Below are 26264 nucleotides of genomic sequence, written 5' to 3'. Positions count from 1 at the left end.
TGGGGGGCACGACAGCACCATGGCTCAGGGCACGGTCCAGGTGACACACGGCGGGGCTTCGCGCTGGCGGCGCCGCTCCGGTGAGTACGCGACACTGACCGCCGCGCTCGCCGTCGCCGGCGACGGGGACGTCCTGTCGATCGCGCCCGGCACCTACCGGGAGAACCTGGTACTGCGCCACGCCGTCACCCTCCGTGGACCCGAGGGCGCGGTCGGATCCGTGCGCATCGCCCCGCCCGACGGCGTCGCCCTGACCGTGAGCGCCTCGGCCGTGGTGCAGGACCTGTACCTGGAGGGCCAGGACCGGACGGCGCCCGCGCTGCTCGTCGAGGACGGCTCGCCCGAACTCACCGACCTGCGGGTCAGCACCCGTTCGTCGGCCGGCATCGAGGTCCGCGGCGCCGGGGCCAGGCCGCTGGTGCGCCGGTGCACGGTCGAGAACCCGGCCGGGGTGGGCATCGCCGTACTCGACGGCGGCGGCGGTGTGTTCGAGGAGTGCGAGGTCGTGGCGGCCGGGCAGAGCGGCATCTCGGTGCGGGGCGGCCACCCGCGCCTGGAGCGCTGCCGCATCCACCACGCCACGGGCGCGGGCATCGCCGTCACCGGGGAGGGCTCCGGTCTGGAGGCGCTGGGGTGCGAGGTGTACGAGGTCAAGGGCACCGGCGTGCAGATAGCGGCGCGGGCCGCCGCCCGGCTCACCGACTGCGCGGTGCACCGTACGTCGGCCGACGGGGTCACCCTCGACACCGACGCCGTCCTCACCCTGGCCGGCTGCGACATCCACGACGTCCCGGAGAACGCGGTGGACCTCCGCTCGCGTTCGGTGCTCACGCTGAGCCGCACCACCGTGCGCCGGTTCGGCCGCAACGGCCTGTCGGTCTGGGATCCGGGGACCCGGGTGGACGCCCGGTCCTGCGAGATCCACGACAGCACGGGTGACTATCCGGCGGTGTGGATCAGCGACGGGGCCACGGCCTCGCTGGACTCCTGCCGGGTGCACGACGTACCGGACGCGCTGTTCGTCCTGGACCGCGGCTCCCGCGCGGACGTGGTGGACAGTGACCTGTCGCAGGTGCGGAACACGGCCGTCTCGGTGAGCGACGGGGCCACCGCGCAGCTGGACGACTGCCGGATCCGGGAGGCGGCGACCGGGGCCTGGTTCCGCGACCACGGCAGCGGCGGCACCCTCGCCAACTGCTCCATCGACTCCGTCCAGACGGGCGTGATCGTCACCAAGGGGGCCGACCCGGTCCTGGACCGCTGCGTGGTCACCTCCCCCGCCGAGGCAGGTTTCTACGTCTCGGCGGGCGGCCGCGGCACGTTCACCGCGTGCCGGGTGAGCGGCAGCTCCGGCTTCGGCTTCCATGTGATCGACGGCAGCCGCACCTCGCTGGCCAAGTGCCACACCGAGCGCTGCGCGCGCGGCGGCTACGAGTTCGCGGAGGACGGCCCGGTGGCGGAGGGCTGCACCAGCGACGAGTCCGGGCCGCGCCTCGCCGCCCAGTCGGCGGCCGCCGGCGGCCTGGCCCGCGAGCGCGCCGGGATCCGTACGGTGACGGCCGCGCAGAGCCCCGCACCGGGAGCAGTCGGCGTACCGCCGCCGCGTCCCGCCGACGAGCCGGACCCCGACGCCGCTCCGGCCCGGGGCTCCGGCGAGGTGCTGGGCCAGCTCGACGCGCTGGTGGGCCTGGACAGCGTCAAGCGTGAAGTGCGCGCCCTCACCGACATGATCGAGGTGGGCCGCAGGCGGCAGCAGGCGGGCCTCAAGGCGGCGTCGGTGCGCCGGCACCTGGTCTTTACCGGCTCCCCGGGCACCGGCAAGACCACCGTCGCCCGGCTGTACGGGGAGATCCTCGCCTCCCTCGGGGTCCTGGAGCGGGGCCACCTGGTCGAGGTGTCCCGGGTGGACCTCGTCGGCGAGCACATCGGGTCCACGGCGATCCGTACGCAGGAAGCGTTCGAACGGGCGCGGGGCGGTGTGCTGTTCATCGACGAGGCGTACGCCCTGGCGCCGGAGGATTCGGGGCGCGACTTCGGGCGCGAGGCGATCGACACGCTGGTGAAGCTGATGGAGGACCACCGGGACGCGGTGGTGGTGATCGTCGCCGGGTACACGGCGGAGATGGAGCGGTTCCTGACCGTCAACCCCGGTGTGGCGTCCCGCTTCTCCCGGACCATCACCTTCGGCGACTACGGGCCGCAGGAGCTGTTGCGCATCGTGGAGCAGCAGGCGGAGGAGCACGAGTACCGGCTGGGCGAGGGCACCGCGAAGGCGCTGCTGTCGTACTTCACGGAGCTCCCCAAGGGCCCCGCCTTCGGCAACGGCCGCACCGCCCGCCAGACCTTCGAGTCCATGGTCGAGCGCCACGCCGGACGTGTGGCGCAGCTGAGCGACCCGGGCACGGACGAGCTCACCCTGCTGTTCCCGGAGGACCTGCCGGCGCTCCCGGCCGGCTCGGCGGCGGGCCCCTGAGGAGCCTCCCCGGACGACCCGGAGACATCTGACGGGCCGGCGGGTAGGGTGCGGCGTTCCGCTCCGTCTCTCTCCAGGGGGTAACCCGATGGCTCGCCGACTCCGGGCAGTGGAGCTGGACTTCGCCGGGACGGCGCCGGTCCGGCTGGTCTTCACGGCGCGCGTGACACAGCCGCCGGCGCCGGTCTACCGGGCGCTCGCCGAGCAGGTGGCGGACTGGCCGACCTGGTTCAGGGCGGTCACCCTGGCCCGCCCGACGCACGGCGGTGCGGGCCGTGAGATCGGGTTGGTGGGCGGAGTCCGGTTCCGGGAGACCGTCATGGCGGCGGAGCCGGGACGGTGCTACGCGTACCGGGTGGACGAGACCAACGTCCCCGGTCTGCGGGCGCTGCTGGAGGAGTGGCGGCTGAGCCCGTCCGGTTCCGGGACGCGGATCCGGTGGACCTTCGCGGCGGACGGACCGGCCCCGCTCCGGTTCGCCCTCGCCGCGGCCCGCCCCGGGCTCGGGCACTCGTTCCGCTCGGCGGTCGGAGCCCTCGACGCCCGCCTGATCGCCCGGAACCGGCCACCGGCCTGACCTAGCCCGGGCCGGGCGCGCACGCCCCCTCACCGCCCGTCTCACCGCCCGGGGTCGGCCACCGGCCTGACCGGCCCGGGCCGGCGGGCACGCCCCGATCAGGCCGAGGGTTCCCGCCAGGTCCCCGTCGTCAGCAGCGTCTCGATGGTCTTCGTGTACGGGGCGATGTCCAGCTTTTGCGCCGCCAGCCATTCGTCCGAGTAGTACTTGTCGAGGTAGCGGTCGCCCGGGTCGCACAGCAGGGTCACGACACTGCCCGTACGGCCCTGCGCCACCATCTCCGAGACGATCTTGAGCGCGCTCCACAGGCCCGTGCCGGTCGAGCCGCCCGCCTTGCGCCCGATGGCCTGCTCCAGGGCCCGGCACGCGGCGACGCTCGCCGCGTCCGGCACCTTCATCATGCGGTCGATGGCGCCGGGCACGAAGCTCGGTTCCATCCGGGGGCGGCCGATTCCCTCGATGCGCGAACCGCAATCGCTGCTCGCGTCCGGGTCGCCCTGGGTCCAGCCGTCGAAGAAGCAGGAGTTCTCCGGGTCGGGCACGCAGATCCGGGTGTCGTGCTGCATGTAGTGGACGTAGCGCGCGATCGTCGCGGAGGTGCCGCCGGTTCCGGCCGTCGCCACGATCCAGGTCGGTTCCGGGTACCGCTCAAGGCGCAGCTGCTGGTAGATCGACTCCGCGATGTTGTTGTTGCCGCGCCAGTCCGTGGCCCGCTCCGCGTAGGTGAACTGGTCCATGTAGTGCCCGCCGGTGCGTGCCGCCAGCTCCGCGGACTCCTCGTACATCTTCATGGGGTCGTCCACGAAGTGGCAGGTGCCGCCGTGGAATTCGATGAGGCGGCACTTCTCGGGGCTGGTGGTGCGCGGCATGACGGCGACGAACGGGACACCGATCAGCTTGGCGAAGTACGCCTCGGAGACCGCGGTCGAACCGGAGGAGGCCTCGATGACCGGGCGGCCGGGACGGATCCAGCCGTTGCACAGGGCGTACAGGAACAGGGAACGGGCCAGCCGGTGCTTGAGGGAGCCGGTCGGGTGCGTGGACTCGTCCTTCAAGTAGAGGTCGATGCCCCATTCCTCGGGGAGCGGGAAGCGCAGCAGGTGGGTGTCGGCGGACCGGTTGGCATCGGCCTGGACCTTGCGCACGGCTTCGTTCAGCCAGGCCCGGTAGTCCGCGTCGCTGCGGTCGACGTCGTCGACTCGGGCGGTGGTACTGGTCGTGCTCATGCGCCTTGCTCCTTCATCACTTCCGTGGCCCCCTGCCTTCGCAATGTACCTCCCTCACCTGCGCAAACAGTTCCTTTGGGTTTCCATGCGCATGGCTTTAGGGGGCCGGGTGAGCGGCCTGCGTCCGGGCTGCGGAACGGCCCGCCGCGCACCCGCAGGCGGCTTTCGGACGGCGGACCGACGGCTTTCGGACGGGTGCCGGACACCGGGACCAGATCATCGGGCCCGTTCGGTTGCACACCGGCGCACCGTGGGTGACCCTGGTGAGGCGTCACAGAGGGTGCAGCACCCGTAACACTCATGTCGGGGAGTCGCAGCCGTGATAAGTCATTCCCGCAGGCACTGCGTCGTCGAACTGCAGGCCCTGCCCGCGCGGATCGGCCAGATCCGCAGAATCGTTTCTGCACAACTGCGTCACTGGCAGCTCGACCCCCTCATCGACCGGGCCGCGCTCGGCGTGACGGAGCTGCTCAGCAACGTGCACCGCCACGCGCAGCCGGACAAGGTCTGCAGGGTGGAGATCGAATTCCGGCTGGGCCGGCTCACCGTCTCTGTGCACGACAGCGATCCGCGGCTGCCCGTGGTGCGCGAGTCCGCGGCTCTGGAGACCTGCGGACGCGGCCTCGCGCTCGTGGCCGCGATCAGCGAGGCCTGGGGTGCCCGGCACCAGCAGGAGGGGCCCGGCAAGGTGGTCTGGTTCTCCCTGCGGGCGGCTCCCGCCTCCACGGCGCCGACCCGAACCGTGCGGATCTCCTCCAAGGCTGTACGAGAGCCCGCCCCGGCGGCGCTCTACGCCGTGGAACCGGCGGCCGTCGTCGCAGCCGTGCCGGTATCGGCCCGGGCCGGCACCAGGCCCGGGTAGCCCGCGCCCGCCGCACCCCCACCGCCGGGACCCGGAGCACGCCGCCTCCCGGCCCCCGGCCCCGGCCGGCAGCCTGCACACCCTGCCCCGCCCTCAGGCGGCGGTGCCCAGCGCCCCCAGCGGGTCGTCCAGCACCGGCTGCCACGCCAGCTCCGCCGCGCCGACCAGGCTGTTGTGGTCCAGGGTGCACGGCAGGATCGGCACCCCGCCGCTGCGCCCCCAAAGGCTCCTGTCCGCGACCACCGCGCGCAGCCGCTCCGGATCCGCCTGGAGCAGCTCCCGGTGCAGACCGCCCAGGATGATCCGGTCCGGGTTCAGGATGTTCACCAGACCCGCCAGCCCCAGTCCCAGCCGGTCGATGAGTTCCTCGGCGGCCGCCCGTACGGCCGGATCCGCGAACTCGGCGTGCAACAGGTCCCGCGCCTGCTGGAGCAGCGACACCTCGGGGCCGGGCGTACGGCCCGCCGCCGTCAGGAAGGCCAGCGGGTCCGCCTCCACGTCGAGGCAACCCCGGCTCCCGCAGTGACAGGCCCGCCCCTCCGGGTTCACGGTGAGGTGGCCGACCTCCAGGGCCAGACCGGCGCTGCCGGTGTGCAGGCGGCCGTCGAGCACCAGCGCCCCGCCGACCCCCCGGTGGCCGGTGGCCACGCACAGCAGGTGCTGCGCGCTGCGGCCCGCGCCGTGGCGGTGCTCCGCGAGCGCGGCGAGGTTGACGTCGTTGCCGGTGAGGGCGGGGCCGTCGATCCCGGCAGCTTTCACCCGTTCGGCGAAGATGGCCCGGACCGGGGATCCGGCCGGCCAGGCCAGGTGCAGGGGGTTCAGTGCGGTTCCCTCGGGCTCCGCGACCGCAGAGGGAACGGCGAGGCCCGCGCCGATGCAGCGCCGCCCGGACTCGGCGAGCAGCGCGGCGCCCGCGTCGACGACGGCGCCGAGGACCTGCGCCGGGTCGGCGGAGACGGTGACCTTGCCGGGGGCCGTGGCCACGATCCGGCCGCCGAGGCCGACGAGGGCGGCCCGGAAGCCGTCCGGGTGCACCTGGGCGGCCAGCGCGACCGGGCCGTTCTCCTCCACGGCGAGCCGGTGCGAGGGCCGGCCCTGGGTACCGCCGGCGCCACCGGGGCGGGAGTCGACGCGGATCAGGCCGAGCGCCTCCAGTTCGGCGGCGACCGCTCCGGCGGTGGCGCGGGTGACGCCCAGCTTGGCGGTCAGCACCGCCCGGGTCGGGGCACGGCCGGTGTGCACGAGTTCCAACGCGGGGCCCAGCGCGCCGCGGCCCCGCTCCAGTCTGGTCCTCGTGGCCGCCGCTGCCCGGTCGGCGGCGGAGGCCGCCGATGAGACCGTGGACACCGTGGACGCGTCCCCCACCCGCCGCGGGGCCCCGTTGCCGTTCATGACAGCGATCCTCGCACGAGCGGGAGGGGCCGGGCGCCGATCAGGGCAGGAGGCCGCCGACCCGCAGTGTGATGTTCAGCCGCCCCGTCAGACCCAGCTCGGGCGGCGCGGTGCCGGGCATGACCTTCGGCACCCCGTGGTAGGCGAGCCGGCTCGGTCCGCCGAAGACGAACAGGTCGCCGCTGCGCAGTTCCACGTCCTGGTACGGGCGGCCGCGCGAGGCGGTGTTGCCGAAGCGGAACAGACAGGAGTCGCCGAGGCTGAGGGAGACGACGGGGGCCGCCGACTTCTCGTCGGAGTCCCTGTGCATGCCCATGCGGGAGTCGCCGTCGTAGAAGTTGACGAGGGCGATGTCGTACGCCTCGTCCGGTGGCCGCCCGTAGGCGTCGGTGACGGCGGTGCGCCCGAGTGCGGCAAGCCAGGGGGGCATCGGCTTGACCGGCGCGCCGTCGCCGTCGACGGCGGTACGCGCATATCCGTACGGGTACCAGTGCAGCCCCAGGCACACCTGGCGGGCGGTCATCGTCCCGCCGCCGGGGGTGTGCACGGTGCGCAGCCCCCCCGGCGGCCGGGCCCACTCGCGGCAGGCGGTGAGCAGCTCGCGCTGCCGGCGCCGGTCGAGCCAGTCGGGCAGGTGCACCGCGCCGGGGGCGATCTCGGTCCGCTCGCGCGGGAAGAGTTCCCCTTCCATGTCCCCATTGTCAGGGGTGGCTGGCACACTCCCGTCCATGGAGATCATCGACTTTGTGGAGACGCTGGCCCGCGAGGGCGAGCTGATGGCCCAGGCGGCCGAACGCGCGGGTACGGACGCCCCGGTGCCGACCTGCCCCGACTGGCGGGTCGCCGATCTGCTGCGGCACACCGGGGCGGTCCACCGCTGGGCGGCCGGGTACGTCGGGGGCGCGGTGACGGAACCGGGTCCGTTCCCGCAGGCACCGGACGCGACGGGGTCCGAGCTGCTGGCCTGGTTCCGGGAGGGGCACGCGGCGCTGGTGCGGACGCTGGGCGAGGCTCCGGCGGATGTGGAGTGCTGGACGTTCCTGCCGACCGCGCCGTCCCCCCTGGGGTTCTGGGCCCGCCGTCAGGCGCACGAGACGACGGTGCACCGGTTCGACGCGCAGGCTGCGCTCGGCGTCCCGTTCTCCATGGTGACCCCGGAGTTCGCCGAGGACGGGGTGGACGAGCTGCTGACCGGCTTCCACGCCCGCTCGCGCAGCGGGGTGCGCAGCGAGAAGCCCCAGGTCATACGGATACGGGCGACCGACACGGGCGCGGTGTGGACGGTGCACCTGTCGCAGGAGCCGCCGCGCACGGCGCGGGGGGACTCCGGGACCCCGGCGGACCTCGATCTGGCGGGCGAGGCGGCCCGGCTGTACGCGACCCTGTGGAACCGCCTCCCCTTGACCGGCCCCGATGACGCCGGACACCCCCTCGCGCGGCTGTGGAGGGAGGCGTCCCCGATCATCTGACGGCGTCCGGCCCCGCCGTCGCTAGCCGAGGGTGGCGAAGCCGGTCTGGCCGGAGTAGGGCCAGGCCGGTGGCGTGTTCCACGGGTTGGGCATGGCGGCGCTGGTTGCGTAGGCGTAGCCCGCGCCTCGGTCGAAGGCGGTGCGGAGCGTGGAGCGCATGGCGGAGGCGTCCGGGACGTCGTGGACGAGGTGCCAGAACGCCGTGCCGCTCGGGTCGAGTTCGCTGCCGGCGCGGTAGCCGCCGGACGTGTTGAAGACGTTGCCGCCCAGCCAGCCTCCGGAGGTGTAGGCGGCGTAGGTGTCCTCGAAGGTGACGAAGACGTCGGCCGTACGGTGGCCGGGTTCCAGGTAGCAGTCCGCGATGGCGGTGCCCGGGTTGTTCACCACCAGGTCCCCTGCGGACGGATCGGTGGCGTGCATGGCGTCCTCGACGTAGTGGCGCAGCTGCTCGTACAGGTCGCGGGTGGCGTTCGCGGGGCCGCAGTCCCGGCCGACGACGTCGAAGAAGACGCCGTCGACGTGCAGGCGGCCGTCGGGCGTCTTCACGTAGTTGTCCACGGAGGCCTTGACGGCGGCCACGTCGCGGTTGCCGTGGTCGGTGTGGACGTAGCCGAGCACCTTTGTCCGCTCGCCGGTCGCCGTGGTGCCGGCGCGCAGGGCGTCCGCGCGGGCCTGCCAGCGGGCGTCGAACGGGGAGTCGCCGTTGCCCGGGTTGAGGACGACCACCGATACGGCCGGGCCGGCGGCGGCCAGAGCGGACAGCATCGGGGCGTCCGCCCCCACGTAGGCGGGGACCGCGACCTCCAGGCCCCGCACGCCGGGGGCCCGCGGGCCGGGCGGCGCGACGGGAGCCGGAGCCGGTGCGGAGGTCCGCGCGGCGGCCGACGGGGCTGCGGCCGGGGCCGTGCAGGCGGGCGCCGTGGCGACCAGGAGGAGGACGGTCGCAGCGGCGTACAGCGCCTTCACGACGCGGGCGCGGGCCATGGCTGTTCCTCCGACGGCGGCAGGGGGGGACCCGAGGAACAGTAGACGCGGAGCCGGGCCGAAAAAGCCGAACTCCCCTGCATTCATACGACGAACAGAAGAGCGACGGATCGTTTCGGCCGCCCGTGGCTTCCCCCGTCCGTCGCTCCGCGGCGCGCGGGACGAAGGGTCGACGGGCAGGTGCCCGGCGCTGCCGGCAGCCATCCGCAGGCCGGTCCTCGGGGCGCCGTGCGGCCCGGCGCGGCTTCGGGGCGGCGGGCGGGGCAGGTACGGGGCCGGGGACGGGGAGTCCGTCGGTCGGGGTCGGTGCGCGGGGCCGGGGCGCCGGGGTAGGTGCGAGCGCGGCGACGCGCGCGAGCTGCGCCACCCGCGCTGAGGGCCGCCCGCCCCGCACGGGGCCGGGCGGCACTCGCGCCGGCTCAGCCCTGGCGTCGGCGCGCCTGGCGCCCGTCCAGAACGTGCAGGGCCTTGCGGGCGAGCGGGTACGCCCGTACCAGCTCGGCCAGCGTCGTCGAGCCGCGGGTGATCCGGGCGAAGGCCAGCCAGGCCGGACGCAGGCCGGTGATCGCCGCGTGCAACAGCCCGGGCTTCGCCTCGAACAGCGCCAGCATGCGCGTGCCGACGCCCATCTCCACGCCCAGCCCCGCCTTGACCGCGAAGGCGTAGTTCAGCGCCTGGCGACGGGCGTCCACCGCGTCCTGCGCCTCGGAGATCTTCACGGCCCACTCACCCGCGAGCCGCCCCGAGCGCAGCGCGAAGGAGATGCCCTCACGCGTCCACGGCTCCAGCAGCCCCGCCGCGTCACCCGCCACCAGCACCCGGCCGCGCGAGAGCGGCGAATCGGGCTTCCGGCAGCGGGTGAGGTGCCCCGAGGAGACGGCGGGCTCGAATCCGGCCAGACCCAGGCGGGCGATGAAGTCGTCCAGGTAGCGCTTCGTGGCCGCGCCCTCGCCCTTCGCCGAGATGACGCCGACCGTGAGGGTGTCGCCCTTGGGGAAGACCCAGCCGTAACTGCCCGGCAGGGGGCCCCAGTCGATGAGCACCCGCCCCTTCCAGTCCTCGGCGACGGTCTGCGGGACCGGAATTTCCGCCTCCAGGCCGAGGTCTACCTGGTCCATCTCGACGCCGACATGGGCGCCGATCCGGCTCGCGCTGCCGTCCGCGCCGACCACGGCCCGGCACAGCACCGTCTCCCCGTCCGCGAGGACCACGGCCACCGTACGCCGGTCGGGTACCGCCGCCCCGTGCTGCTCGACGCGGCTCACGGCCGTTCCCGTACGGACGGTCGCGCCCGCCTTCTCCGCCTCCGCGACCAGTGCCGCGTCGAACTCGGCCCTGTTGACCATCCCGAACAGCATGCCGCGCGAGCGCCGGGTCCGGGTCAGCCGCCCGTTCATCGAGAAGGTGACCGCGTTGATCCGGTCCTTGAAGGGCAGGACGAAGCCCGGCGGCAGGGCGTCCCGCGAGGGGCCGATGATGCCTCCGCCGCAGGTCTTGTACCGGGGCAGTTCGGCCTTCTCCAGCAGCAGGACGCGCCGCCCGGCGCTCGCCGCCGCATGGGCCGCCGAGGCCCCGGCCGGTCCGGCCCCCACCACGACCACGTCCCACACCTCGCCGTTCCCGCCGGTGCTCCCCTCGTCGGCCCGCCCGGTGGCGTTCTGCTCTGCGCTCGCGCCCTGTACCTCGTCGTCGCTGCTCACGATGTGCTGCTGCTCCTGATCAGGCTGTTCCTCGGATGCCGGGGAAATCCTACGGCGAGAGATCGTCCCGGCTCGCTGTGCGAGGATCGATGCTGTCTTTCGCCGTACCCGCCCTACGCGCACCACGCGGATGCGGGAGGCGTACACGTACATCAACGTCGCACCCAAGAGGAGCGTGCCCATGTCGCCGATTCCGGTCGCCCAGACCATCGCCTCGCTGATGCCCCGTGCCCGGCAGGAGCTGGCCGAGCTGGTGGCCTTCCGGTCGGTGGCGGACTTCTCGCAGTTCCCCCGGAGCGAGAGCGAGGCCGCCGCGAACTGGGTGGCGGACGCGCTCCGCGCCGAGGGCTTCCAGGACGTGGCGCTGCTCGACACCCCCGACGGCACGCAGTCGGTGTACGGCTACCTGCCCGGCCCCGAGGGCGCGCCGACCGTCCTGCTCTACGCCCACTACGACGTGCAGCCGCCGCTGGACGACGCCGCCTGGATCTCTCCGGCCTTCGAGCTGACGGAGCGGGACGGCCGCTGGTACGGGCGCGGCGCCGCCGACTGCAAGGGCGGCTTCATCATGCACCTGCTGGCGCTGCGGGCACTCAAGGCCGACGGCGGGGTGCCGGTCGGCGTGAAGGTGATCGTGGAGGGCTCGGAGGAGCAGGGCACCGGGGGCCTCCAGCAGTACGCCGAGGCGCACCCGGAGCTGCTGGCCGCCGACACCATCGTCATCGGCGACGCGGGCAACTTCCGGCTGGGGCTGCCGACGGTGACGGCCACGCTGCGCGGGATGACCCTCGTCAAGGTCAAGATCGACACCCTGGCCGGGAACCTGCACTCCGGGATGTTCGGCGGTGTGGCGCCCGACGCGCTGGCCGCCCTGATCCGCGTGCTGGACTCGCTGCGGGCCGAGGACGGCTCGACGACGGTGGACGGGCTGGCCTCGGACGCGGTCTGGGAGGGGCTCCAGTACCCGGAGGCGGAGTTCCGGGCCGACGCGAAGGTCCTGGACGGCGTGGGCCTGATCGGCGAGGGCACGATCGCGGACCGGCTCTGGGCCCGCCCGGCCGTCACCGTCCTCGGGATCGACTGCCCGCCGGTGGTCGGCGCGACGCCGTCGGTCCACGCGAGCGCGGGCGCGCTGATCAGCCTGCGGGTGCCGCCGGGCGTGGACACGGCGGAGGCCATCAAGCTGCTGGAGGCGCACCTGGTGGCGCACACCCCGTGGCAGGCCCGGCTGGAGCTGGAGGTCGTGGGTCAGGGGCAGCCGTTCCAGGCCGACACGAGCAGCCCCGCGTACGCGTCCATGGCGGCGGCCATGGAGGTCGCGTACCCCGGCCAGGAAATGCAGGTCAGCGGGATGGGCGGGTCGATCCCGCTGTGCAACACGCTGACGTCGCTGTACCCGGAGGCGGAGATGCTGCTGATCGGTCTGAGCGAGCCCGAGGCGCAGATCCACGCGGTGAACGAGAGCGTCTCCCCGGAGGAACTGGAGCGTCTGGCGGTGGCGGAGGCCCTGTTCCTCGTGAACTACGCCCGGTCCAAGGGTATTTGACCTACGCCACGGGTGAACTCCGCTTCCGGTGAAACGCGCACCGGGAGCGGAGGGTGCGCGCTTACGTTCGACCCATGACCGGACTCGATCTGGTGGAGGTCGTCCCCCACCGCCTTCACATGCTGCGTTTCCCCATCGGCCAGGCGTACTTGTGGCAGGACGACCAGGCCCTGACGCTGGTCGACGCCGGCCACGCGGGCGCCGCCGACGCGATCGAAGGGGCGATCCGTTCGCTGGGCCTGCTCCCGGAGCGGCTGGAGCGGATCGTACTGACCCACTGCCACCGCGACCACGTGGGCTCGGCGGGGGAACTCGGCGCCCGGTGGGGTGCGCGGATCGTGGCGCACCGGCTGGACGCCCCCGTGATCCGGGGCGAGCAGCCGGTGCCCGAGCCGGTGCTCTCGGACTGGGAACTCCCCTTGTACGCGCACGGTCTGACCGCCCCGCAGGCGGCGCCGACCCCGGTGGACCAGGAGGTGGAGGACGGCGAGCAGCTGCCGTTCGGGGGCGGCGCGGTGGTGGTGCACGCCCCGGGGCACACGCCGGGCAGCATCGGCGTGCACCTGCCGGAGCACGGCGTGCTGTTCACCGGGGACTGCGTGGCGGGAGTTGGGCAGGTCATGCTCGGCGTGTTCAACGTGGACGGCGCCCAGGCCCTCGCCTCCTTCCGCCGGCTGGCCGCCCTGTCCCCGTCCGTGGCCTGCTTCGGCCACGGCGACCCCCTGACCACCGCCACCGCCGACACCCTCCGCAAGGCCGCGGGCGCCGCCTGACGACGTGGTCCGGCCCGGCCCCGGCCGGCACCTTCAGGCCGGCACCTCCCGTACGGGGCCGCCGGTTGCGTTGACGCCGGGCTGCCCGCTCACCGCCCCGTAGTCCGCCCGCTGCCCGCCGCACGGGCTACGGCACCGGCCGGCCCGCCTCCAGGTACAGGGGGTGGCCGCGTTCGCGGGCACGCAGGGCCCACCGCAGGCGCTCGAAGCGGACCGGCGGCAGCAAGCGGGCCGCCTCCGCCTCCGTCACGAACCGCCACTCCCGCAGCTCCGGCCCCGGCAGCCGCAGCTCCGCGATCTCCCGCTCCCCCAGCCGTCCCCCGTCGAACAGCAGCCGCAGCCCCCCGTACCCGGGGGGCACCGGCCGCTCCCAGTCGACCACCAGCAGCTCCGGCAACCGCTCCAGTGCCAGCCCCAGCTCCTCCTCGACCTCCCGCACGCCCGCGCACGCCGGGGCCTCGCCGGGCTCCACGACGCCGCCGGGGAACTCCCACCCCGGCTTGTACGTCGGGTCCACCAGCAGCACCCGCCCCTGCCCGTCGAAGAGCAGGACCCCCGAGGCCACCGTCTCCCGCGTCGGCTCCGGCGTCTGCACGATCTCGCACACCGGCGCCGACCCCGTCCGCACCGCTTCCGCGATCCGCTCCGCCGTCTCGCGCACCGTCAGCCGCCCGTTGTCGATGACGTGCGCGTCGGCCGTCAGCCAGCCCAGCGCCTGCCGGTACGCGGGGATGTGGTCGTACGCCCACTGCCTGACCCGGACGTTCACCTCCTGCGGCGCGCCCGGCTCCTCCCGGGTGGCGATCCGCTGGCGCAGAATCGTTTCCTCGGGGGCCAGCAGCACATGCCGCACCGGTATCCGCCGCGCCGCGAGCCCGCCGAAGATCTCGTCGCGGTACTCCTGGCGCAGCAGCGTCATCGGCACGACCAGCACCCCGCCCAGCTCCGCCAGCATCGCCGCCGCCGTCTCCACGACGAGCCGTCGCCAGCTCGGCAGGTCCTGGTAGTCGGCGACCTCCGCGAGCCGCTTGCGCGGGAGCAGCACCCGCAGGGCGTCACCGACGAACTCCGGGTCGAACACGGTGCTGTCCGGCAGGAGTGCGGTCAGTTCACGGGCCGTGCTGGTCTTCCCGGCACCGAACGCGCCGTTGATCCAGACAATCACGTCTACCCCTCTCCGATGGCTCGCCTCGAAGCCCCCAGTGGCTTGCCCGCCTCACCCTGCCACGGAAACCCGCTCCCGGGCGGAGTGCTTATCCTCAAGGTCAGAGCCTGGTCCCGCGTCCTTGTCCGTGCCCCGCCCGTGTCTTCGCCCGCGTCCCGCCCGACCGCTTCGCCGGAGGTCCCGTGCCCCACACCCGCCGCCCCGCCGTACCCCGTTACGGCAACAGGCCGACCATGAAGGACGTGGCCGCCCAGGCAGGCGTGGGCCTCAAGACGGTCTCCCGGGTGGTCAACGGCGAGCCGGGCGTCACCCCCGACACCGAAAGGCGCGTCCAAGAGGCCATCGAAACGCTGGGGTTCCGGCGCAACGACAGCGCCCGCGTGCTGCGCAAGGGCCGCACCGCCACCGTGGGCCTGGTCCTGGAGGACCTGGCCGACCCCTTCTACGGTCCGCTGAACCGGGCCGTGGAGGAAGTGGCCCGCGCCCACGGGGCGCTGCTCATCAACGGCTCCAGCGCCGAAGACCCCGAGCGGGAGCGCGAGTTGGCCCTGGCACTGTGCGCCCGCCGGGTGGACGGGCTCATCGTGATCCCGGCCGGGGACGACCACCGCTACCTGGAGCCGGAGATCCGGGCGGGCGTGGCCACGGTGTTCGTGGACCGCCCCGCGGGGCGGATCGACGCGGACGTGGTCCTGTCGGACAACTTCGGCGGCGCCCGGGACGGCGTGGCGCACCTGATAGCCGGGGGTCACCGCCGGATCGGCTTCATCGGCGACCATCCCCGCATCCACACGGCGACGGAACGCCTGCGCGGCTACCGCGCGGCCATGGCGGCCTCCGGGCTGCCCGTGGACGAGTCCTGGGTGGCCCTGGGACCGACCGCGCCCGGCCCGGTCGCGGCCGCCGCCCGCCGGATGCTTTCGGCCCCCGAGCCGGTCACCGCCCTGTTCGCGGGCAACAACCGGGTGACGGTCACGGCGGTGCGCGTCCTGGCCGCCGAGCCGCGCCCGGTGGCCCTGGTCGGGTTCGACGACTTCGAGCTGGCCGACCTGCTGCGTCCCGGGGTGAGCGTGGTCGCCCAGGACGCGGCGGCCCTGGGGCGGGTCGCCACGGACCGCCTCTTCCAGCGTCTGGCGGGCGCCGATCTGCCCCCGGCCCGCATCGAGCTGCCCACCCGCCTGGTGCCCCGCGGCTCGGGCGAATTGCCCCCGGCGGCCTGAAACCCGCGGGGGGGCTCCGGGCCGCCCGGGGCGGGCGCGCCGGGGTCAGGCGGTCGTCTTCAGCGTCGCCGAGCGGCGCGGGATCGCGAAGGCGTCCAGCTCGGCGCGGGTGAGGCCGGTCAGGGCCGTGACCTCTTCGGTCCCGACCGCCCCGCAGTCGAGGCCGCGGACCAGGTAGCCGGCCAGGGCCTTGGCGGTGGCGGGCTCGTCCATGACGTCACCCTCGATCTTGGCCACGTACGCCTTCAGGCGGGCGGCCGCGGCTTCCAGACCCTCGCGGTAGAAGGTGTAGACGGCTGCGTACCGGGTCGGAAGGTGGCCCGGGTGCATGTCCCAGCCCTGGTAGTAGGCGCGGGCCAGCGCCCGCCGGGTGAGCCCGTAGTGCAGCTTCCAGGCTTCGTGTACGTGCTCGGTGGTACCGATCGGCAGGACGTTGGTCGAGCCGTCGGAGACGCGTACGCCGGTGCCCGCGGCGGCGACCTGCATGATCGCCTTGGCGTGGTCGGCGGCGGGGTGGTCGCTCGACTGGTAGGCGGCGGAGACGCCGACGCAGGCGCTGTAGTCGAAGGTGCCGTAGTGCAGGCCGGTGGCGCGGCCCTTGGCCGCCTCGATCATGCGGGCCACGGTGGCGGTGCCGTCGGAGGCGACGATCGACTGGCTGGTCTCGATCTGGATCTCGAAGCCGATCCGGCCCGGGCGCAGGCCCCGGGCGCTCTCGAAGGCCTCCAGCAGTTCGACGAACGCGCTGACCTGCTCGGCGTAGGTGACCTTCGGGAGGGTGAGCACGAGGCCCTCGGGCAGGTCGCCGTGTTCCAGGAGCCCGGAGAGGAAGACGTCGGTGGTGCGGATGCCGCGGTCGCGGACGTTGGACTCCATGCACTTCATGCGGATGCCCATGTACGGGGCGTTCGTGCCGTTGGCGAAGGCCTCCGAGACGAGGCGGGCGGCGCGGGCGGCGGTCTGGTCCTCCTCGGCGTCGGAGCGGACGCCGAAGCCGTCCTCGAAGTCGACGCGGAGGTCCTCGATGGGCTCGGAGGCGAGCTTGGCGCGTACGCGCTCGTAGACGGGTGCGGCGAGCTCGTCGGAGATGCCGAGCACCTTGGCGAAGGTGGCGGCGTCCGGGGCGTGCTCGTCGAGGGCCGCCAGGGCCTGGTCGCCCCAGGAGCGGATGGTGTCCGCGGCGAAGACGTCGCCGGGGACGTAGACCGTGTGGATGGGCTGGCGGGTCCCGGGGTCGCCCGGGTAGTGCCGCGCGAGTTCGGCGTCCACCGGCGCGAGGGAGGCGCTGATGCCCTCGCTGACCGCGCCTGCGAGGCTCGTCGCCACCTTCTCCTGCTGACCCATCGTGCACTCTCCTCTTTTCCGCTTCACGGAAGCTTAGATCCGCATAGCAGAATTTAGTCACGTGGTTCCGCTCCGTCAATGGTCCCTCCGCCGCACCCGGCAAACGACTCGGGGCCGTGCGGTGACGAACACCACACGGCCCCGGGGCCCAGAGATGCGCAGGTCAGCCCTTGCGCGCCTTGATCTCGTCGGTCAGCTGCGGGACGACCGTGAAGAGGTCGCCGACCACGCCGTAGTCGACCAGGTCGAAGATCGGGGCCTCGGCGTCCTTGTTGATGGCCACGATGGTCTTCGAGGTCTGCATGCCGGCCCGGTGCTGGATCGCGCCCGAGATGCCGGAGGCGATGTACAGCTGCGGGGAGACCGACTTGCCGGTCTGGCCGACCTGGTTGGTGTGCGGGTACCAGCCGGCGTCGACGGCGGCGCGCGAGGCGCCGACCGCCGCACCGAGGGAGTCCGCGAGGTCCTCGATGAGGTGGAAGTTCTCGGCGCCGTTGACGCCACGGCCACCCGAGACCACGATCGCGGCCTCGGTCAGCTCCGGACGGCCGGTGGACTCGCGCGGGGTGCGGGAGACGACCTTGGTGCCGGTGGCCAGGGCGCCGAAGGAGACGGCGAGCGCCTCGACGGTGCCGGCGGCCGGGGCGGCCTCGACCGGAGCCGAGTTCGGCTTGACGGTGATGACCGGGGTGCCCTTGGAGACGCGGGACTTGGTGGTGAAGGACGCGGCGAACGCGGACTGCGTCGCGACCGGGCCCTCGTCACCCGCCTCCAGGTCGGTGGCGTCGGTGATGATGCCGGAGCCGATGCGGACCGCGAGGCGGGCCGCGACCTCCTTGCCCTCGGCGGAGGAGGGGACGAGCACGGCGGCCGGCGAGACGGCCTCGTAGGCGGCCTGGAGGGCGTCCACCTTCGGGACGACGAGGTACTCGGCGAACTCGGGGGCGTCGGCGGTGAGGACCTTGACGGCGCCGTGCTCGGCGAGCACGGCGGCGGTGTTCTCGGCGCCGGCGCCGAGGGCGACCGCGACGGGCTCGCCGATGCGGCGGGCCAGGGTCAGCAGTTCGAGGGTGGGCTTGCGGACGGCGCCGTCCACGTGGTCGACGTAGACGAGGACTTCAGCCATGGGAGTGCTCCTGCGAATGCGAAGTAGTCAGGGGGCGATCGAGAGGGTGTCGGCGAAGCTCTTAGATGAACTTCTGGCCGGCGAGGAACTCCGCCAGCTGCTTGCCGCCCTCGCCCTCGTCCTTGACGATCGTGCCGGCGGTCCGGGCCGGGCGCTGCGCGGCGGAGTCGACCTTGGTCCAGGAGCCCTCCAGGCCGACCTCGTCGGCCTCGATCTCCAGCTCCTCCAGGTCCCAGGACTCCACCGGCTTCTTCTTGGCCGCCATGATGCCCTTGAAGGACGGGTAGCGGGCCTCGCCGGACTGGTCGGTCACCGAGACGAGCGCCGGCAGGGAGGCCTGCAGCTGCTCGCTCGCGGTGTCGCCGTCGCGGCGGCCGGTCACGGTGCCGTCCTCGACCTTGACCTCGGAGAGCAGGGTGACCTGCGGGACGCCCAGGCGCTCGGCGAGGATCGCCGGGAGCACGCCCATGGTGCCGTCGGTGGACGCCATGCCGGTGATGACCAGGTCGTAACCGGCCTTCTCGATGGCCTTGGCGAGCACGAGCGAGGTGCCCATGACGTCGGAGCCGTGCAGGTCGTCGTCCTCGACGTGGATGGCCTTGTCGGCGCCCATGGAGAGCGCCTTGCGCAGCGCGTCCTTGGCGTCCTCGGGACCGACGGTCAGGACGGTGATCTCCGCGTCGTCCGCCTCGTCGGCGATCTGGAGCGCCTGCTCGACGGCGTACTCGTCGAGTTCCGACAGCAGACCGTCGACGTCGTCGCGGTCGACGGTCAGGTCATCGGCGAAGTGCCGGTCGCCGGTGGCGTCGGGTACGTACTTCACACAGACAACGATCCTCAGGCTCACGCCGACTCTCCTACCGCATCGTCTTTTTCTGGTACCGCCTTGTGCAGGCAGCATAGGCGCCTTGTCGGGCGGATCCCGATCGGGGCGGCCCGCGTCCCGAAGGGAATGTTACTCGTCAGTACACAGTGGGTCTTCCCCGGTGGCAAGGCCGCCGAACTGTGATCTGGCCAACGCCACCCGAACCCGCCCCAGCAGGGACGATTCAGTCCCGCAACGCGTTGAAGCGCCCCTGGTGGTAGAGGAGCGGACGGCCCTCACCGCCGGCGTGCACCTCCGGGTCCCCGGACACCACCTCGGCGATGATCACCCGGTGGGCACCGGCGGGCACCCGCGCCACCACCCGGCACACCAGCCACGCCAGCACCCCGGACAGGACCGGCACCCCGTGCGGGCCCTCGGCCCAGTCGGTGGCCGGTCCGAAACGGTCGGCGCCGCTGCGCGCGAAGAGCCCGGCCAGCTCCCGCTGGTGCTCGGCGAGTATGTGCACGCCGAGGTGGTCGCAGTCGCGTACGGCGGGCCAGCTGGAGGAGCCGGTGCCGATCGTGAAGGAGAGCAGCGGCGGGTCGGCGGAGACCGAGTTGAGCGAGGTCGCGGTGAACCCCACCGGGACGCCGCCGCTCGTGGTGGAGGTGATGACCGCGACTCCGGCAGCGTGCTGGCGGAAGACGGAGCGCAGCAGGTCGGGGGATCCGGCCGTGCCGGTGGTGAAACGGGGGGACGGAGCCGTCGGGGCCGTCATGAGGGGGCTTCCTTCTGCCGCGCGGGGCGCGGGCGAAGTCGGGGATCGGGGGTCGGGGACGTTCAGTGATCCCAACAGCGCGCGCTCGCGTAGCGGACCAGGTCGACGTGGACCCGTCCGTAAAGCAGGAGTTCATACCGCATGTGGTCAGCCTGGCGATCTCTCGTGTACACAGTCAAGCCGCTCCGGCCGGATGTCGGGCGCGTCACGCCCGGTGCGGGAGCGTGCACCGGCGCGTGCGATCCCCCCGCCCGGCCCGCACGGCCTCTCGACCCGCCCGCAAGGCCCCTCGCCCCGCTCGTCACACTGCCGCCCCGAGGGCGGCGATCACGTCGGCCTTGCGCGGCATCCCGGCGGCCCGCGAGACGATCCGCCCGGCGGCGTCCAGCACCAGCACGGTCGGGGTCTTCTCGATGCCGAGGGAGCGTACGAGCTCCAGGTTCCGCTCGGCGTCCACTTCGACGTGCGTGACGCCGTCCACCATGGAGGCGACATCGGCGAGGATCCGCCGGGTGGCCCGGCAGGGCTGGCAGAACGCGCTGGAGAACTGGACGAGCGTGGCCCGCTCCCCCGGTTCCCCGCCCAGCTCGGCGGCGCCCAGCCGTGCCCCGTCCCCGTGCCCGCGCTCCCCGGCTGCCATCAGTACCCCTGCCCTCGCTCCGGTCGTACGCTGATCCGAGCGCCCCGCCCGTGCGCCGCATTCCCGGCGTGACGAGAATCTCCTTGGGCACACGCGTCTGGACTGGCTCACGGGCCGGTATGTGGGGCACCATCCCCATGGTCGCGTACCTACGCTTCCGTAACTTCCGGCCGGGAGCACCTCCCCAGGCAGAAAGCGGGGTCTCCCCACCAATGGCTGAGCTCGTCTACCCACCCGTGATCGGCGCCGCGCACACGCTCTTCCGTGCGCTGGACATCCGTATCGACATGAAGGGTACGGAGAACATCCCGCGCAAGGGCGGGGCGGTCCTGGTCTCCAACCACATCGGCTACCTCGACTTCATCTTCGCCGGTCTTGCGGCGCGGCCGCAGAAGCGGCTGGTGCGCTTCATGGCGAAGGAGTCGGTGTTCCGGCACAAGGTGTCCGGCCCGCTGATGCGCGCGATGAAGCACATCCCGGTGGACCGCGCGCAGGGTGAATCGGCGTACCAGCACGCGCTGGACTCGCTGCGCTCCGGCGAGATCATCGGGGTGTTCCCCGAGGCGACCATCTCCCAGTCCTTCACGCTCAAGAGCTTCAAGTCGGGCGCGGCCCGCATGGCGCAGGAGGCCGGCGTCCCGCTGATCCCCGTCGCGCTCTGGGGTACCCAGCGGCTGTGGACCAAGGGCCGGCCGAAGGACCTCAAGCGCAGCCACATCCCGGTGACGATGCGGGTGGGCGAGCCGCTGGAGGCGCCGACGGACCAGTACGCGGGGGCCATCACCCGCCGCCTGCGCGAGCGGGTGCAGGAACTGCTGGACGCCGCGCAGCGCGCGTATCCGGCCAAGCCGAAGGGCCCCGAGGACTCCTGGTGGCTCCCGGCGCACCTGGGCGGTACCGCCCCGACCGCGGCGCAGGTCAAAGAAGCGGGCTGAGCACCGGCCCGGGATGAGGGCAGGACCCGGAGGGGGCGCCGGATGCGGGGGTTCGGGCGGTACCTGGGGGCGGCGCTCGCGGCGCGGTTCGCCTCCGAGGGCATGGGGATGGCCGTGGTGCTGCTGGCCCTCGAGCGGACGGGGAGCGCCGCGCACGGGGCGTTCGTACTGACCGCCTGGCTGGCGCCGCACGTACTGGCCGCTCCGCTGGCGGGGGCCGCCGCGGCCCGGGCCCGCCGGCCCCGGCTGTTCCACGCGGGCGCGCTGGCCGGTTTCACGGCCGCGGTGGCGGCGCTGGCGCTGCTGCTGGGGCGGGCTCCGAACGTGGTGGTGCTGGGGGTCGCGCTGCTCGGCGGCACGTGCGGACCCATGGTGACGGGCGGTCTGTCGAGCCTGGTCGCGGGGCTGGTGCCGGCCGGCCCCGGCCGGGACCGGGCGTACGGGTGGGACGCGTCGACCTACAACGCCGCCGCCGTCACCGCACCGGCCGCCGTCAGCGTGGTGGCGGCGCTGGGTTCGGCGGGACCGGCGATGGGCCTGCTGGCGGCTTCCGGTGCGCTGGCCGCGGTCTTGGCGGCCAGCCTGCGCTACGAGTCCCGGACCGAGGACGCCGAAGGGCCCCGGGCCGGGCCGAATCCGACCGCGGGGCTCGCCGCGCTGTGGCGGGTGCGTCAGTTGCGGGCCATCACCTCGGCGACGACCCTGGCCTTCGTCGGCATCGGCTCCCTCACCACCACCTCGGTGCTGCTGGCCTCGGCGCTGGGCAGCCCGGGCGCGGGCGGGGTGCTCATGACGGCCTTCGCGGTGGGCGCGCTCGCCGGCTCCCTGACGCTGGGCCGGGTCACGGCCGTCGCGCCGGGCCGGCTGGCCTGCGGGGCGCTCGCCGGGACCGCGGTGGCCCTGGGCGCGGCGGCGTGCACGCCCTCGGTGGCGTGGACGGCGGCCGCCTTCGCCGCCGCCGGGGTGTGCGACGGCCCGCTGCTGACGGCCACCCTCCGGATCCGCTCGGAGTACGCCCCCGACGCGGTGCGCACGCAGGTCTTCACCCTGGGCGCCGGGCTCAAGCTGACGGCGGCCTCGGCGGGTGCCGCCCTGGTGGGGCTGGCGGCCGCGGCGCCGCCCCGCGCGCTGTTGCTCGGGATCGCCGTCCTCCAGGCCGCCGCGGCCCTGCTGCAGGCGTGGGTGGCCCGCGGTGGGCCCGTAGCGGCGGCGGGGGCGGTCACAGGGCCGTCGGCAGCTTCCGCCACAGCTCGGGCCGGTCCGCGGACCCCCGGAGCGCCGTGAGGGCGCCCGCGTGCGGGGCGGCGTACAGCGTCGGGTAGTCCACCTCCCCGAGCCCGGGGCGTACGGGGAAGGCGAGTTGCTCCCGTTCGAGGTCGAACCGGGCGTCCACGCCGGGCTTGTTGCCGCGTGCGTCCAGCCGGGACCAGCCGTCGCGGCCGGGCAGCCGGAGGGCGACGAGCCCGTGGAGCAGCGGCTGGGTGCCGTCGTCCTCGGTGAGGCGCTGGTAGCAGAGGGCGGCGGGGATGCCCCGGGCGCGCAACAGGGCGACGAGGGCGTGGGACTTGGCGTGACAGATGCCGTTGCGCGTTGCCAGCACGTCCGAGGCGCGCCAGGTGACGCGCATGTCCCCCCAGTCGCCGGAATGCGCGATGGTGTCGCGCACGAACTCGTACGCCGCTTCGGCATAGGCGTACGCGTCGCCGCCGGTGGCGGTCCACAGGGCGTCGGCGGTCTCGCGGACGAGGGGGTGCGGGTGGTCGACGGCCTCGTCGGCGCCGAGGTAGGCGCGGACGTCGGCATGCTCCTGGATCAGTTCCATGACCCAGGAGCATGCCTATGCAACACTCTGCATGTCTATCGATTTATCGCGTGAGCCACCCGGGCGGGAACTACCGGGCGAGTTCTTCCTTCAACGCCTGGAGGAAGCCGTCGACGTCCTCCTCCTGGGTGTCGAAGCTGCACATCCAGCGGACGTCGCCGGCGATCTCGTCCCAGAAGTAGAAGCGGTAGCGCTCCTGCAGGCGCCGGGACACCTCGTGCGGCAGCCGCGCGAACACCGCGTTCGCCTGGACCGGGTAGAGGATCCGGACCCCGTCCGTCTCGCGGACGCCCGCCGCGAGCCGCTGCGCCATCTCGTTGGCGTGGCGGGCGTTGCGCAGCCACAGGTCCTTCGCGAGCAGCGCTTCCAGCTGCACCGACACGAACCGCATCTTCGACGCCAGCTGCATCGACATCTTGCGGATGTGCTTCATCTGCCGCACGGCGTCGGGGTTCAGCACGACCACGGCCTCGCCGGCCATCATGCCGTTCTTCGTGCCGCCGTAGGAGAGCACGTCCACGCCGACCGCGTTGGTGAAGGCGCGCATGGGCACGTCGAGCGAGGCCGCGGCGTTGGCTATCCGGGCGCCGTCGAGGTGCACCTTCATGCCCAGCGCGTGCGCGTGGTCGCAGATCGCCCGAATCTCCTCGACGGTGTAGACCGTGCCGAGTTCGGTGTTCTGGGTGATCGAGACGACCTGCGGCATCGCGCGGTGCTCGTCCTCCCAGCCCCACGCCTGCCGGTCGATCAGCTCGGGGGTGAGCTTGCCGTCGGGCGTCGGGACGGTGAGGAGCTTGAGGCCGGCCATCCGCTCGGGCGCGCCGCCCTCGTCGACGTTGATGTGCGCCGACTCGGCGCACACCACGGCGCCCCAGCGGTCGGTCATCGCCTGGAGGGCGGTGACGTTCGCGCCGGTGCCGTTGAAGACGGGGAAGGCCTGCGCGTACGGCCCGAAGTGGCTGCGGAAGATCTTCTGCAGGTGTTCGGTGTACTCGTCGTCGCCGTAGGAGACCTGGTGGCCACCGTTGGCGAGCGCGACGGCCTCCAGGATCTCCGGATGCACCCCCGCATAGTTGTCGCTGGCGAATCCGCGCACCGTCGGGTCGTGGTGGCGGCGCGCATCGGTCGTCCCGCTCGCGGTTCTCACGGCCTGGGAGTGAGCCACAGACGCTGTCCGTTCACATCGGAGGCGGGCTCGTCCCATACGCCGGCGATGGCCTCGGCCAGCTCCTTGACGTCCGTGAAGCCCGCGAACTTCGCATTGGGGCGCTCCGCGCGCATGGCGTCGTGCACCAATGCCTTGATGACCAGGATCGCAGCCGCGGCCTGCGGGCCGTCCTCGCCCCCCGCCTTGCGGAAGGAGTCGGCCATGGCCAGCGTCCAGGCCTCGGCGGCCGCCTTGCCCGCGTTGTAAGCGGCGTTGTTGGCGACCGGCTTGTGGGCGCCGGACTGGCTGATCAGGACGTAGCGGCCGCGGTCGCTGCGGAGCAGGCCGTCGTGGAACGCGATCGAGGTGTGCTGGACGGTGCGGATCAGCAGCTTCTCCAGGAAGTCCCAGTCCGCGAGGTCCGTGTCGGTGAAGGAGGTGCTGCCGCGCCAGCCTCCGACGAGGTGGACCAGGCCGTCGATGCGGCCGAAGTCCTTCTCGATCCGCTCGGCCCAGGCCTTCGTCGCGGCGAGGTCGAGCAGGTCGACGGTGTCCCCGATGACGGTGGCGCCACCGTGGGCGTACCGGGCCGCGTCCACGGCCTCGGCGAGGCGCGCCGGGTCCGCGTCCGACGCGACGACGGTCGCGCCCGCCTCGGCGAGGCGGAGCAGGGCGGCGCGCCCGGCGGGGCCGCCCGCACCGGCGACCGCCACTACCGCTCCCTGGAGCACCGTGTTGTCGTTGCCCGAGCCGTTCATCCGTGCAGCCTCCTGAGGGCGAGTGGTCACGCGGCCACTCGCTGCGCGTCGTCAGCGTTCACAGCAGTGATGCCCTTGGTGGAGGCGATCACTCCCTTGAGCTTCTTGGCGAGCGCCTCATAGAACATGCTGAGCGGAAACTCGTCGGCGAGCACGTCGTCCACGAGCTTGCGCGGGGGCAGCGTCAGGTCGAGGGCGTCGGGGCCCTTGGCCCACTTGGAGCCCGGGTGGGGGGCCAGGTAGGTGGAGACGAGCTCGTACGCCTTGAACCAGTGGACGAGCTTCGGGCGGTCGATGCCGGCCCGGTAGAGGTCCTCGATCTCGGCGCAGAGCTGGTTGGTGACCTGCGGGGCACGCATCCAGTCGATCTTGAGCGTGTTGTCCGTCCAGCGCACGACGTCGTGCTTGTGGAGGTAGGCGAAGAGCAGCTGGCCGCCCAGGCCGTCGTAGTTCCGGTTGCGGTCGCCGGAGACGGGGAAGCGGAACATGCGGTCGAAGAGGACGGCGTACTGCACGTCACGGCCGTGCTCGTTGCCCTCGGACTCCAGCTTCACGGCCTCCTTGAAGGCGGTGAGGTCGCAGCGCAGCTCCTCCAGGCCGTACATCCAGAACGGCTGGCGCTGCTTGATCATGAAGGGGTCGAACGGCAGGTCGCCGTGGCTGTGGGTGCGGTCGTGGACCATGTCCCACAGGACGAAGGCCTTCTCGCAGCGCTCCTGGTCCTCGACCATCCGGGCGATGTCCTCGGGCAGCTCGATGCCCAGGATGTCGACGGCGGCCGCGGTGACCTTGCGGTAGCGGGCGGCCTCGCGGTCGCAGAAGATGCCGCCCCAGGTGAACCGCTCGGGGGCCTCGCGCACGGCGATCGTCTCCGGGAAGAGCACCGCGGAGTGGGTGTCGTAGCCCGGGGTGAAGTCTTCGAAGGTGATGCCGAGGAAGAGCGGGTTGTCGTACCGGGTGCGCTCCAGCTCGGAGAGCCACTCGGGCCACACCATCTTGAGGACCACGGCTTCGAGGTTGCGGTCCGGGTTCCCGTTCTGGGTGTACATCGGGAAGATCACGAGGTGCTGGCGCCCGTCGGCGCGCTCGGCGGCCGGCTGGAAGGCCAGCAGGGAGTCGAGGAAGTCCGGCACCGGGAAGCCGGCCCCGGCCCACTTGCGCAGGTCGGCGACGAGGGCCTGGTGGTAGGCGGTGGCGTGCGGGAGCAGCGGCGACAGCGTCTCCACGGCCTCGATCACCCGCTCGACGGCGGCGGCGGCCTCGGCCCTGGTGGGGGCGGCCTCCGCCTCGAAGTCGATGGAGCCGTTCGGGGCCTGCCAGGGGCGGATCTCCTCCACGGCGGCCTTGAGCTCGGGCCACGCCGGGTGATCGACCACCCGCGTCCCGGCGGATATCACGGCGCCACCGGTGCCCGGCACAAGAGTTTCCGTCATGTCACTTCCTCCACAGGAGAACCTCACGTCAGGGCAGCGTAAGCGGCTGAGGCTCTCCTGTTCAAGAGGAGACTCGGGAAAATATC

General features: G+C 73.1%; 24 protein-coding genes. 9 read left to right on the top strand and 15 right to left on the bottom strand.

The window, feature by feature from the left end:
- The first annotated feature begins 19 nt into the window (after window positions 1-19).
- A complete protein-coding gene (locus OG861_RS27355; RefSeq protein ID WP_329193100.1) occupies window positions 20-2473 on the top strand; it encodes a right-handed parallel beta-helix repeat-containing protein in 2454 nt (817 codons plus the stop codon).
- A gap of 88 nt (window positions 2474-2561) precedes the next feature.
- Window positions 2562-3050: an SRPBCC family protein gene (locus OG861_RS27350; protein ID WP_329193102.1), complete on the top strand. Its 489-nt coding sequence runs from the start codon at window positions 2562-2564 to the stop codon at window positions 3048-3050.
- 98 nt (window positions 3051-3148) lie between these two features.
- On the opposite strand, the gene OG861_RS27345 is transcribed toward OG861_RS27350, so the two are convergent.
- Window positions 3149-4276, bottom strand: a complete 1128-nt coding sequence (locus OG861_RS27345; RefSeq protein WP_329193104.1) for a PLP-dependent cysteine synthase family protein — start codon at window positions 4274-4276, stop codon at window positions 3149-3151.
- A 319-nt stretch (window positions 4277-4595) separates the two neighbouring features.
- On the opposite strand from OG861_RS27345, the gene OG861_RS27340 reads away from it, so the two are divergent.
- The gene (locus tag OG861_RS27340; RefSeq protein WP_329193106.1) at window positions 4596-5138 is read left to right on the top strand and encodes an ATP-binding protein; all 543 of its coding nucleotides are present in this window, start codon (window positions 4596-4598) and stop codon (window positions 5136-5138) included.
- Between the two features lie 93 nt (window positions 5139-5231).
- Here the strand turns inward: OG861_RS27340 and OG861_RS27335 are convergent, their stop codons facing one another.
- The gene (locus tag OG861_RS27335; protein WP_329193108.1) at window positions 5232-6530 is read right to left on the bottom strand and encodes an ROK family protein; all 1299 of its coding nucleotides are present in this window, start codon (window positions 6528-6530) and stop codon (window positions 5232-5234) included.
- 40 nt (window positions 6531-6570) lie between these two features.
- Window positions 6571-7221, bottom strand: coding sequence for an alpha-ketoglutarate-dependent dioxygenase AlkB family protein (locus tag OG861_RS27330; protein WP_329193110.1), 651 nt, complete (start codon window positions 7219-7221; stop codon window positions 6571-6573).
- 37 nt (window positions 7222-7258) lie between these two features.
- Between OG861_RS27330 and OG861_RS27325 the strand changes: the two genes are divergently transcribed.
- Window positions 7259-7999 (top strand): maleylpyruvate isomerase family mycothiol-dependent enzyme, encoded by a 741-nt coding sequence (locus OG861_RS27325; RefSeq protein WP_329193112.1) that lies wholly within the window; start codon window positions 7259-7261, stop codon window positions 7997-7999.
- Window positions 8000-8020: 21 nt separating this feature from the next.
- On the opposite strand, the gene OG861_RS27320 is transcribed toward OG861_RS27325, so the two are convergent.
- Window positions 8021-8983 carry a spherulation-specific family 4 protein gene (locus tag OG861_RS27320; RefSeq protein WP_329193113.1) on the bottom strand — a complete coding sequence of 321 codons (963 nt, stop codon included), beginning with the start codon at window positions 8981-8983 and terminating at the stop codon, window positions 8021-8023.
- Window positions 8984-9402: 419 nt separating this feature from the next.
- Window positions 9403-10593, bottom strand: coding sequence for a geranylgeranyl reductase family protein (locus tag OG861_RS27315; RefSeq protein WP_329201991.1), 1191 nt, complete (start codon window positions 10591-10593; stop codon window positions 9403-9405).
- Window positions 10594-10864: 271 nt separating this feature from the next.
- Here OG861_RS27315 and OG861_RS27310 point away from each other — a divergent pair, with 271 nt between their 5' ends.
- Both OG861_RS27310 and OG861_RS27305 read left to right on the top strand, forming a co-directional pair.
- Complete coding sequence (locus OG861_RS27310; RefSeq protein ID WP_329193115.1) at window positions 10865-12229, top strand: dipeptidase; 1365 nt, start codon at window positions 10865-10867, stop codon at window positions 12227-12229.
- A gap of 74 nt (window positions 12230-12303) precedes the next feature.
- A complete protein-coding gene (locus tag OG861_RS27305) occupies window positions 12304-13002 on the top strand; it encodes an MBL fold metallo-hydrolase (protein WP_329193117.1) in 699 nt (232 codons plus the stop codon).
- Between the two features lie 127 nt (window positions 13003-13129).
- Here OG861_RS27305 and OG861_RS27300 read toward each other — a convergent pair whose 3' ends face one another.
- Complete coding sequence (locus OG861_RS27300) at window positions 13130-14167, bottom strand: NUDIX hydrolase (RefSeq protein ID WP_329193119.1); 1038 nt, start codon at window positions 14165-14167, stop codon at window positions 13130-13132.
- A gap of 233 nt (window positions 14168-14400) precedes the next feature.
- Between OG861_RS27300 and OG861_RS27295 the strand changes: the two genes are divergently transcribed.
- The gene (locus OG861_RS27295) at window positions 14401-15387 is read left to right on the top strand and encodes a LacI family DNA-binding transcriptional regulator (RefSeq protein ID WP_329201992.1); all 987 of its coding nucleotides are present in this window, start codon (window positions 14401-14403) and stop codon (window positions 15385-15387) included.
- Window positions 15388-15432: 45 nt separating this feature from the next.
- On the opposite strand, the gene OG861_RS27290 is transcribed toward OG861_RS27295, so the two are convergent.
- The 5 genes from OG861_RS27290 to OG861_RS27270 all read right to left on the bottom strand — a co-directional run bounded on the left by OG861_RS27290 (window position 15433) and on the right by OG861_RS27270 (window position 20083).
- Window positions 15433-16731: a DUF6986 family protein gene (locus OG861_RS27290; RefSeq protein ID WP_329193120.1), complete on the bottom strand. Its 1299-nt coding sequence runs from the start codon at window positions 16729-16731 to the stop codon at window positions 15433-15435.
- A gap of 163 nt (window positions 16732-16894) precedes the next feature.
- Window positions 16895-17857, bottom strand: a complete 963-nt coding sequence (locus tag OG861_RS27285; protein WP_329193121.1) for an electron transfer flavoprotein subunit alpha/FixB family protein — start codon at window positions 17855-17857, stop codon at window positions 16895-16897.
- 61 nt (window positions 17858-17918) lie between these two features.
- Entirely contained in the window at window positions 17919-18704 is a 786-nt protein-coding gene (locus tag OG861_RS27280) for an electron transfer flavoprotein subunit beta/FixA family protein (RefSeq protein WP_190184144.1), read from the bottom strand.
- A gap of 202 nt (window positions 18705-18906) precedes the next feature.
- The gene (locus OG861_RS27275) at window positions 18907-19443 is read right to left on the bottom strand and encodes a flavin reductase family protein (protein ID WP_329193124.1); all 537 of its coding nucleotides are present in this window, start codon (window positions 19441-19443) and stop codon (window positions 18907-18909) included.
- A 301-nt stretch (window positions 19444-19744) separates the two neighbouring features.
- A complete protein-coding gene (locus tag OG861_RS27270; RefSeq protein ID WP_329193125.1) occupies window positions 19745-20083 on the bottom strand; it encodes a TlpA family protein disulfide reductase in 339 nt (112 codons plus the stop codon).
- Between the two features lie 212 nt (window positions 20084-20295).
- Here OG861_RS27270 and OG861_RS27265 point away from each other — a divergent pair, with 212 nt between their 5' ends.
- Together OG861_RS27265 and OG861_RS27260 are read left to right on the top strand one after the other, a co-directional pair.
- On the top strand, window positions 20296-21018 hold the full coding sequence (locus tag OG861_RS27265; protein WP_329193127.1) for a lysophospholipid acyltransferase family protein: 723 nt from the start codon (window positions 20296-20298) through the stop codon (window positions 21016-21018).
- 42 nt (window positions 21019-21060) lie between these two features.
- Window positions 21061-22302 (top strand): MFS transporter, encoded by a 1242-nt coding sequence (locus tag OG861_RS27260; protein ID WP_329193129.1) that lies wholly within the window; start codon window positions 21061-21063, stop codon window positions 22300-22302.
- Here OG861_RS27260 and OG861_RS27255 read toward each other — a convergent pair.
- The 4 genes from OG861_RS27255 to OG861_RS27240 all read right to left on the bottom strand — a co-directional run bounded on the left by OG861_RS27255 (window position 22238) and on the right by OG861_RS27240 (window position 26178).
- Window positions 22238-22840 (bottom strand): transglutaminase-like domain-containing protein, encoded by a 603-nt coding sequence (locus OG861_RS27255; RefSeq protein WP_329193131.1) that lies wholly within the window; start codon window positions 22838-22840, stop codon window positions 22238-22240. The two genes, OG861_RS27260 and OG861_RS27255, sit on opposite strands and share 65 nt — an antisense overlap.
- Before the next feature lie 70 nt (window positions 22841-22910).
- Window positions 22911-23987 (bottom strand): threonine aldolase family protein, encoded by a 1077-nt coding sequence (locus OG861_RS27250; RefSeq protein WP_329193133.1) that lies wholly within the window; start codon window positions 23985-23987, stop codon window positions 22911-22913.
- Window positions 23984-24745 (bottom strand): SDR family oxidoreductase, encoded by a 762-nt coding sequence (locus OG861_RS27245; protein WP_329193134.1) that lies wholly within the window; start codon window positions 24743-24745, stop codon window positions 23984-23986. Before OG861_RS27245 ends, OG861_RS27250 begins: the two co-directional genes overlap by 4 nt.
- A gap of 26 nt (window positions 24746-24771) precedes the next feature.
- Window positions 24772-26178 (bottom strand): DUF6421 family protein, encoded by a 1407-nt coding sequence (locus OG861_RS27240; protein ID WP_329193136.1) that lies wholly within the window; start codon window positions 26176-26178, stop codon window positions 24772-24774.
- Window positions 26179-26264 lie beyond the last annotated feature (86 nt).

The organism is Streptomyces sp. NBC_00539 (assembly GCF_036346105.1).
GTDB lineage: Bacteria > Actinomycetota > Actinomycetes > Streptomycetales > Streptomycetaceae > Streptomyces.
The sequence above is the reverse complement of the archived record's forward strand: the minus strand, read 5'-3'. Positions and strand labels throughout refer to the sequence as shown.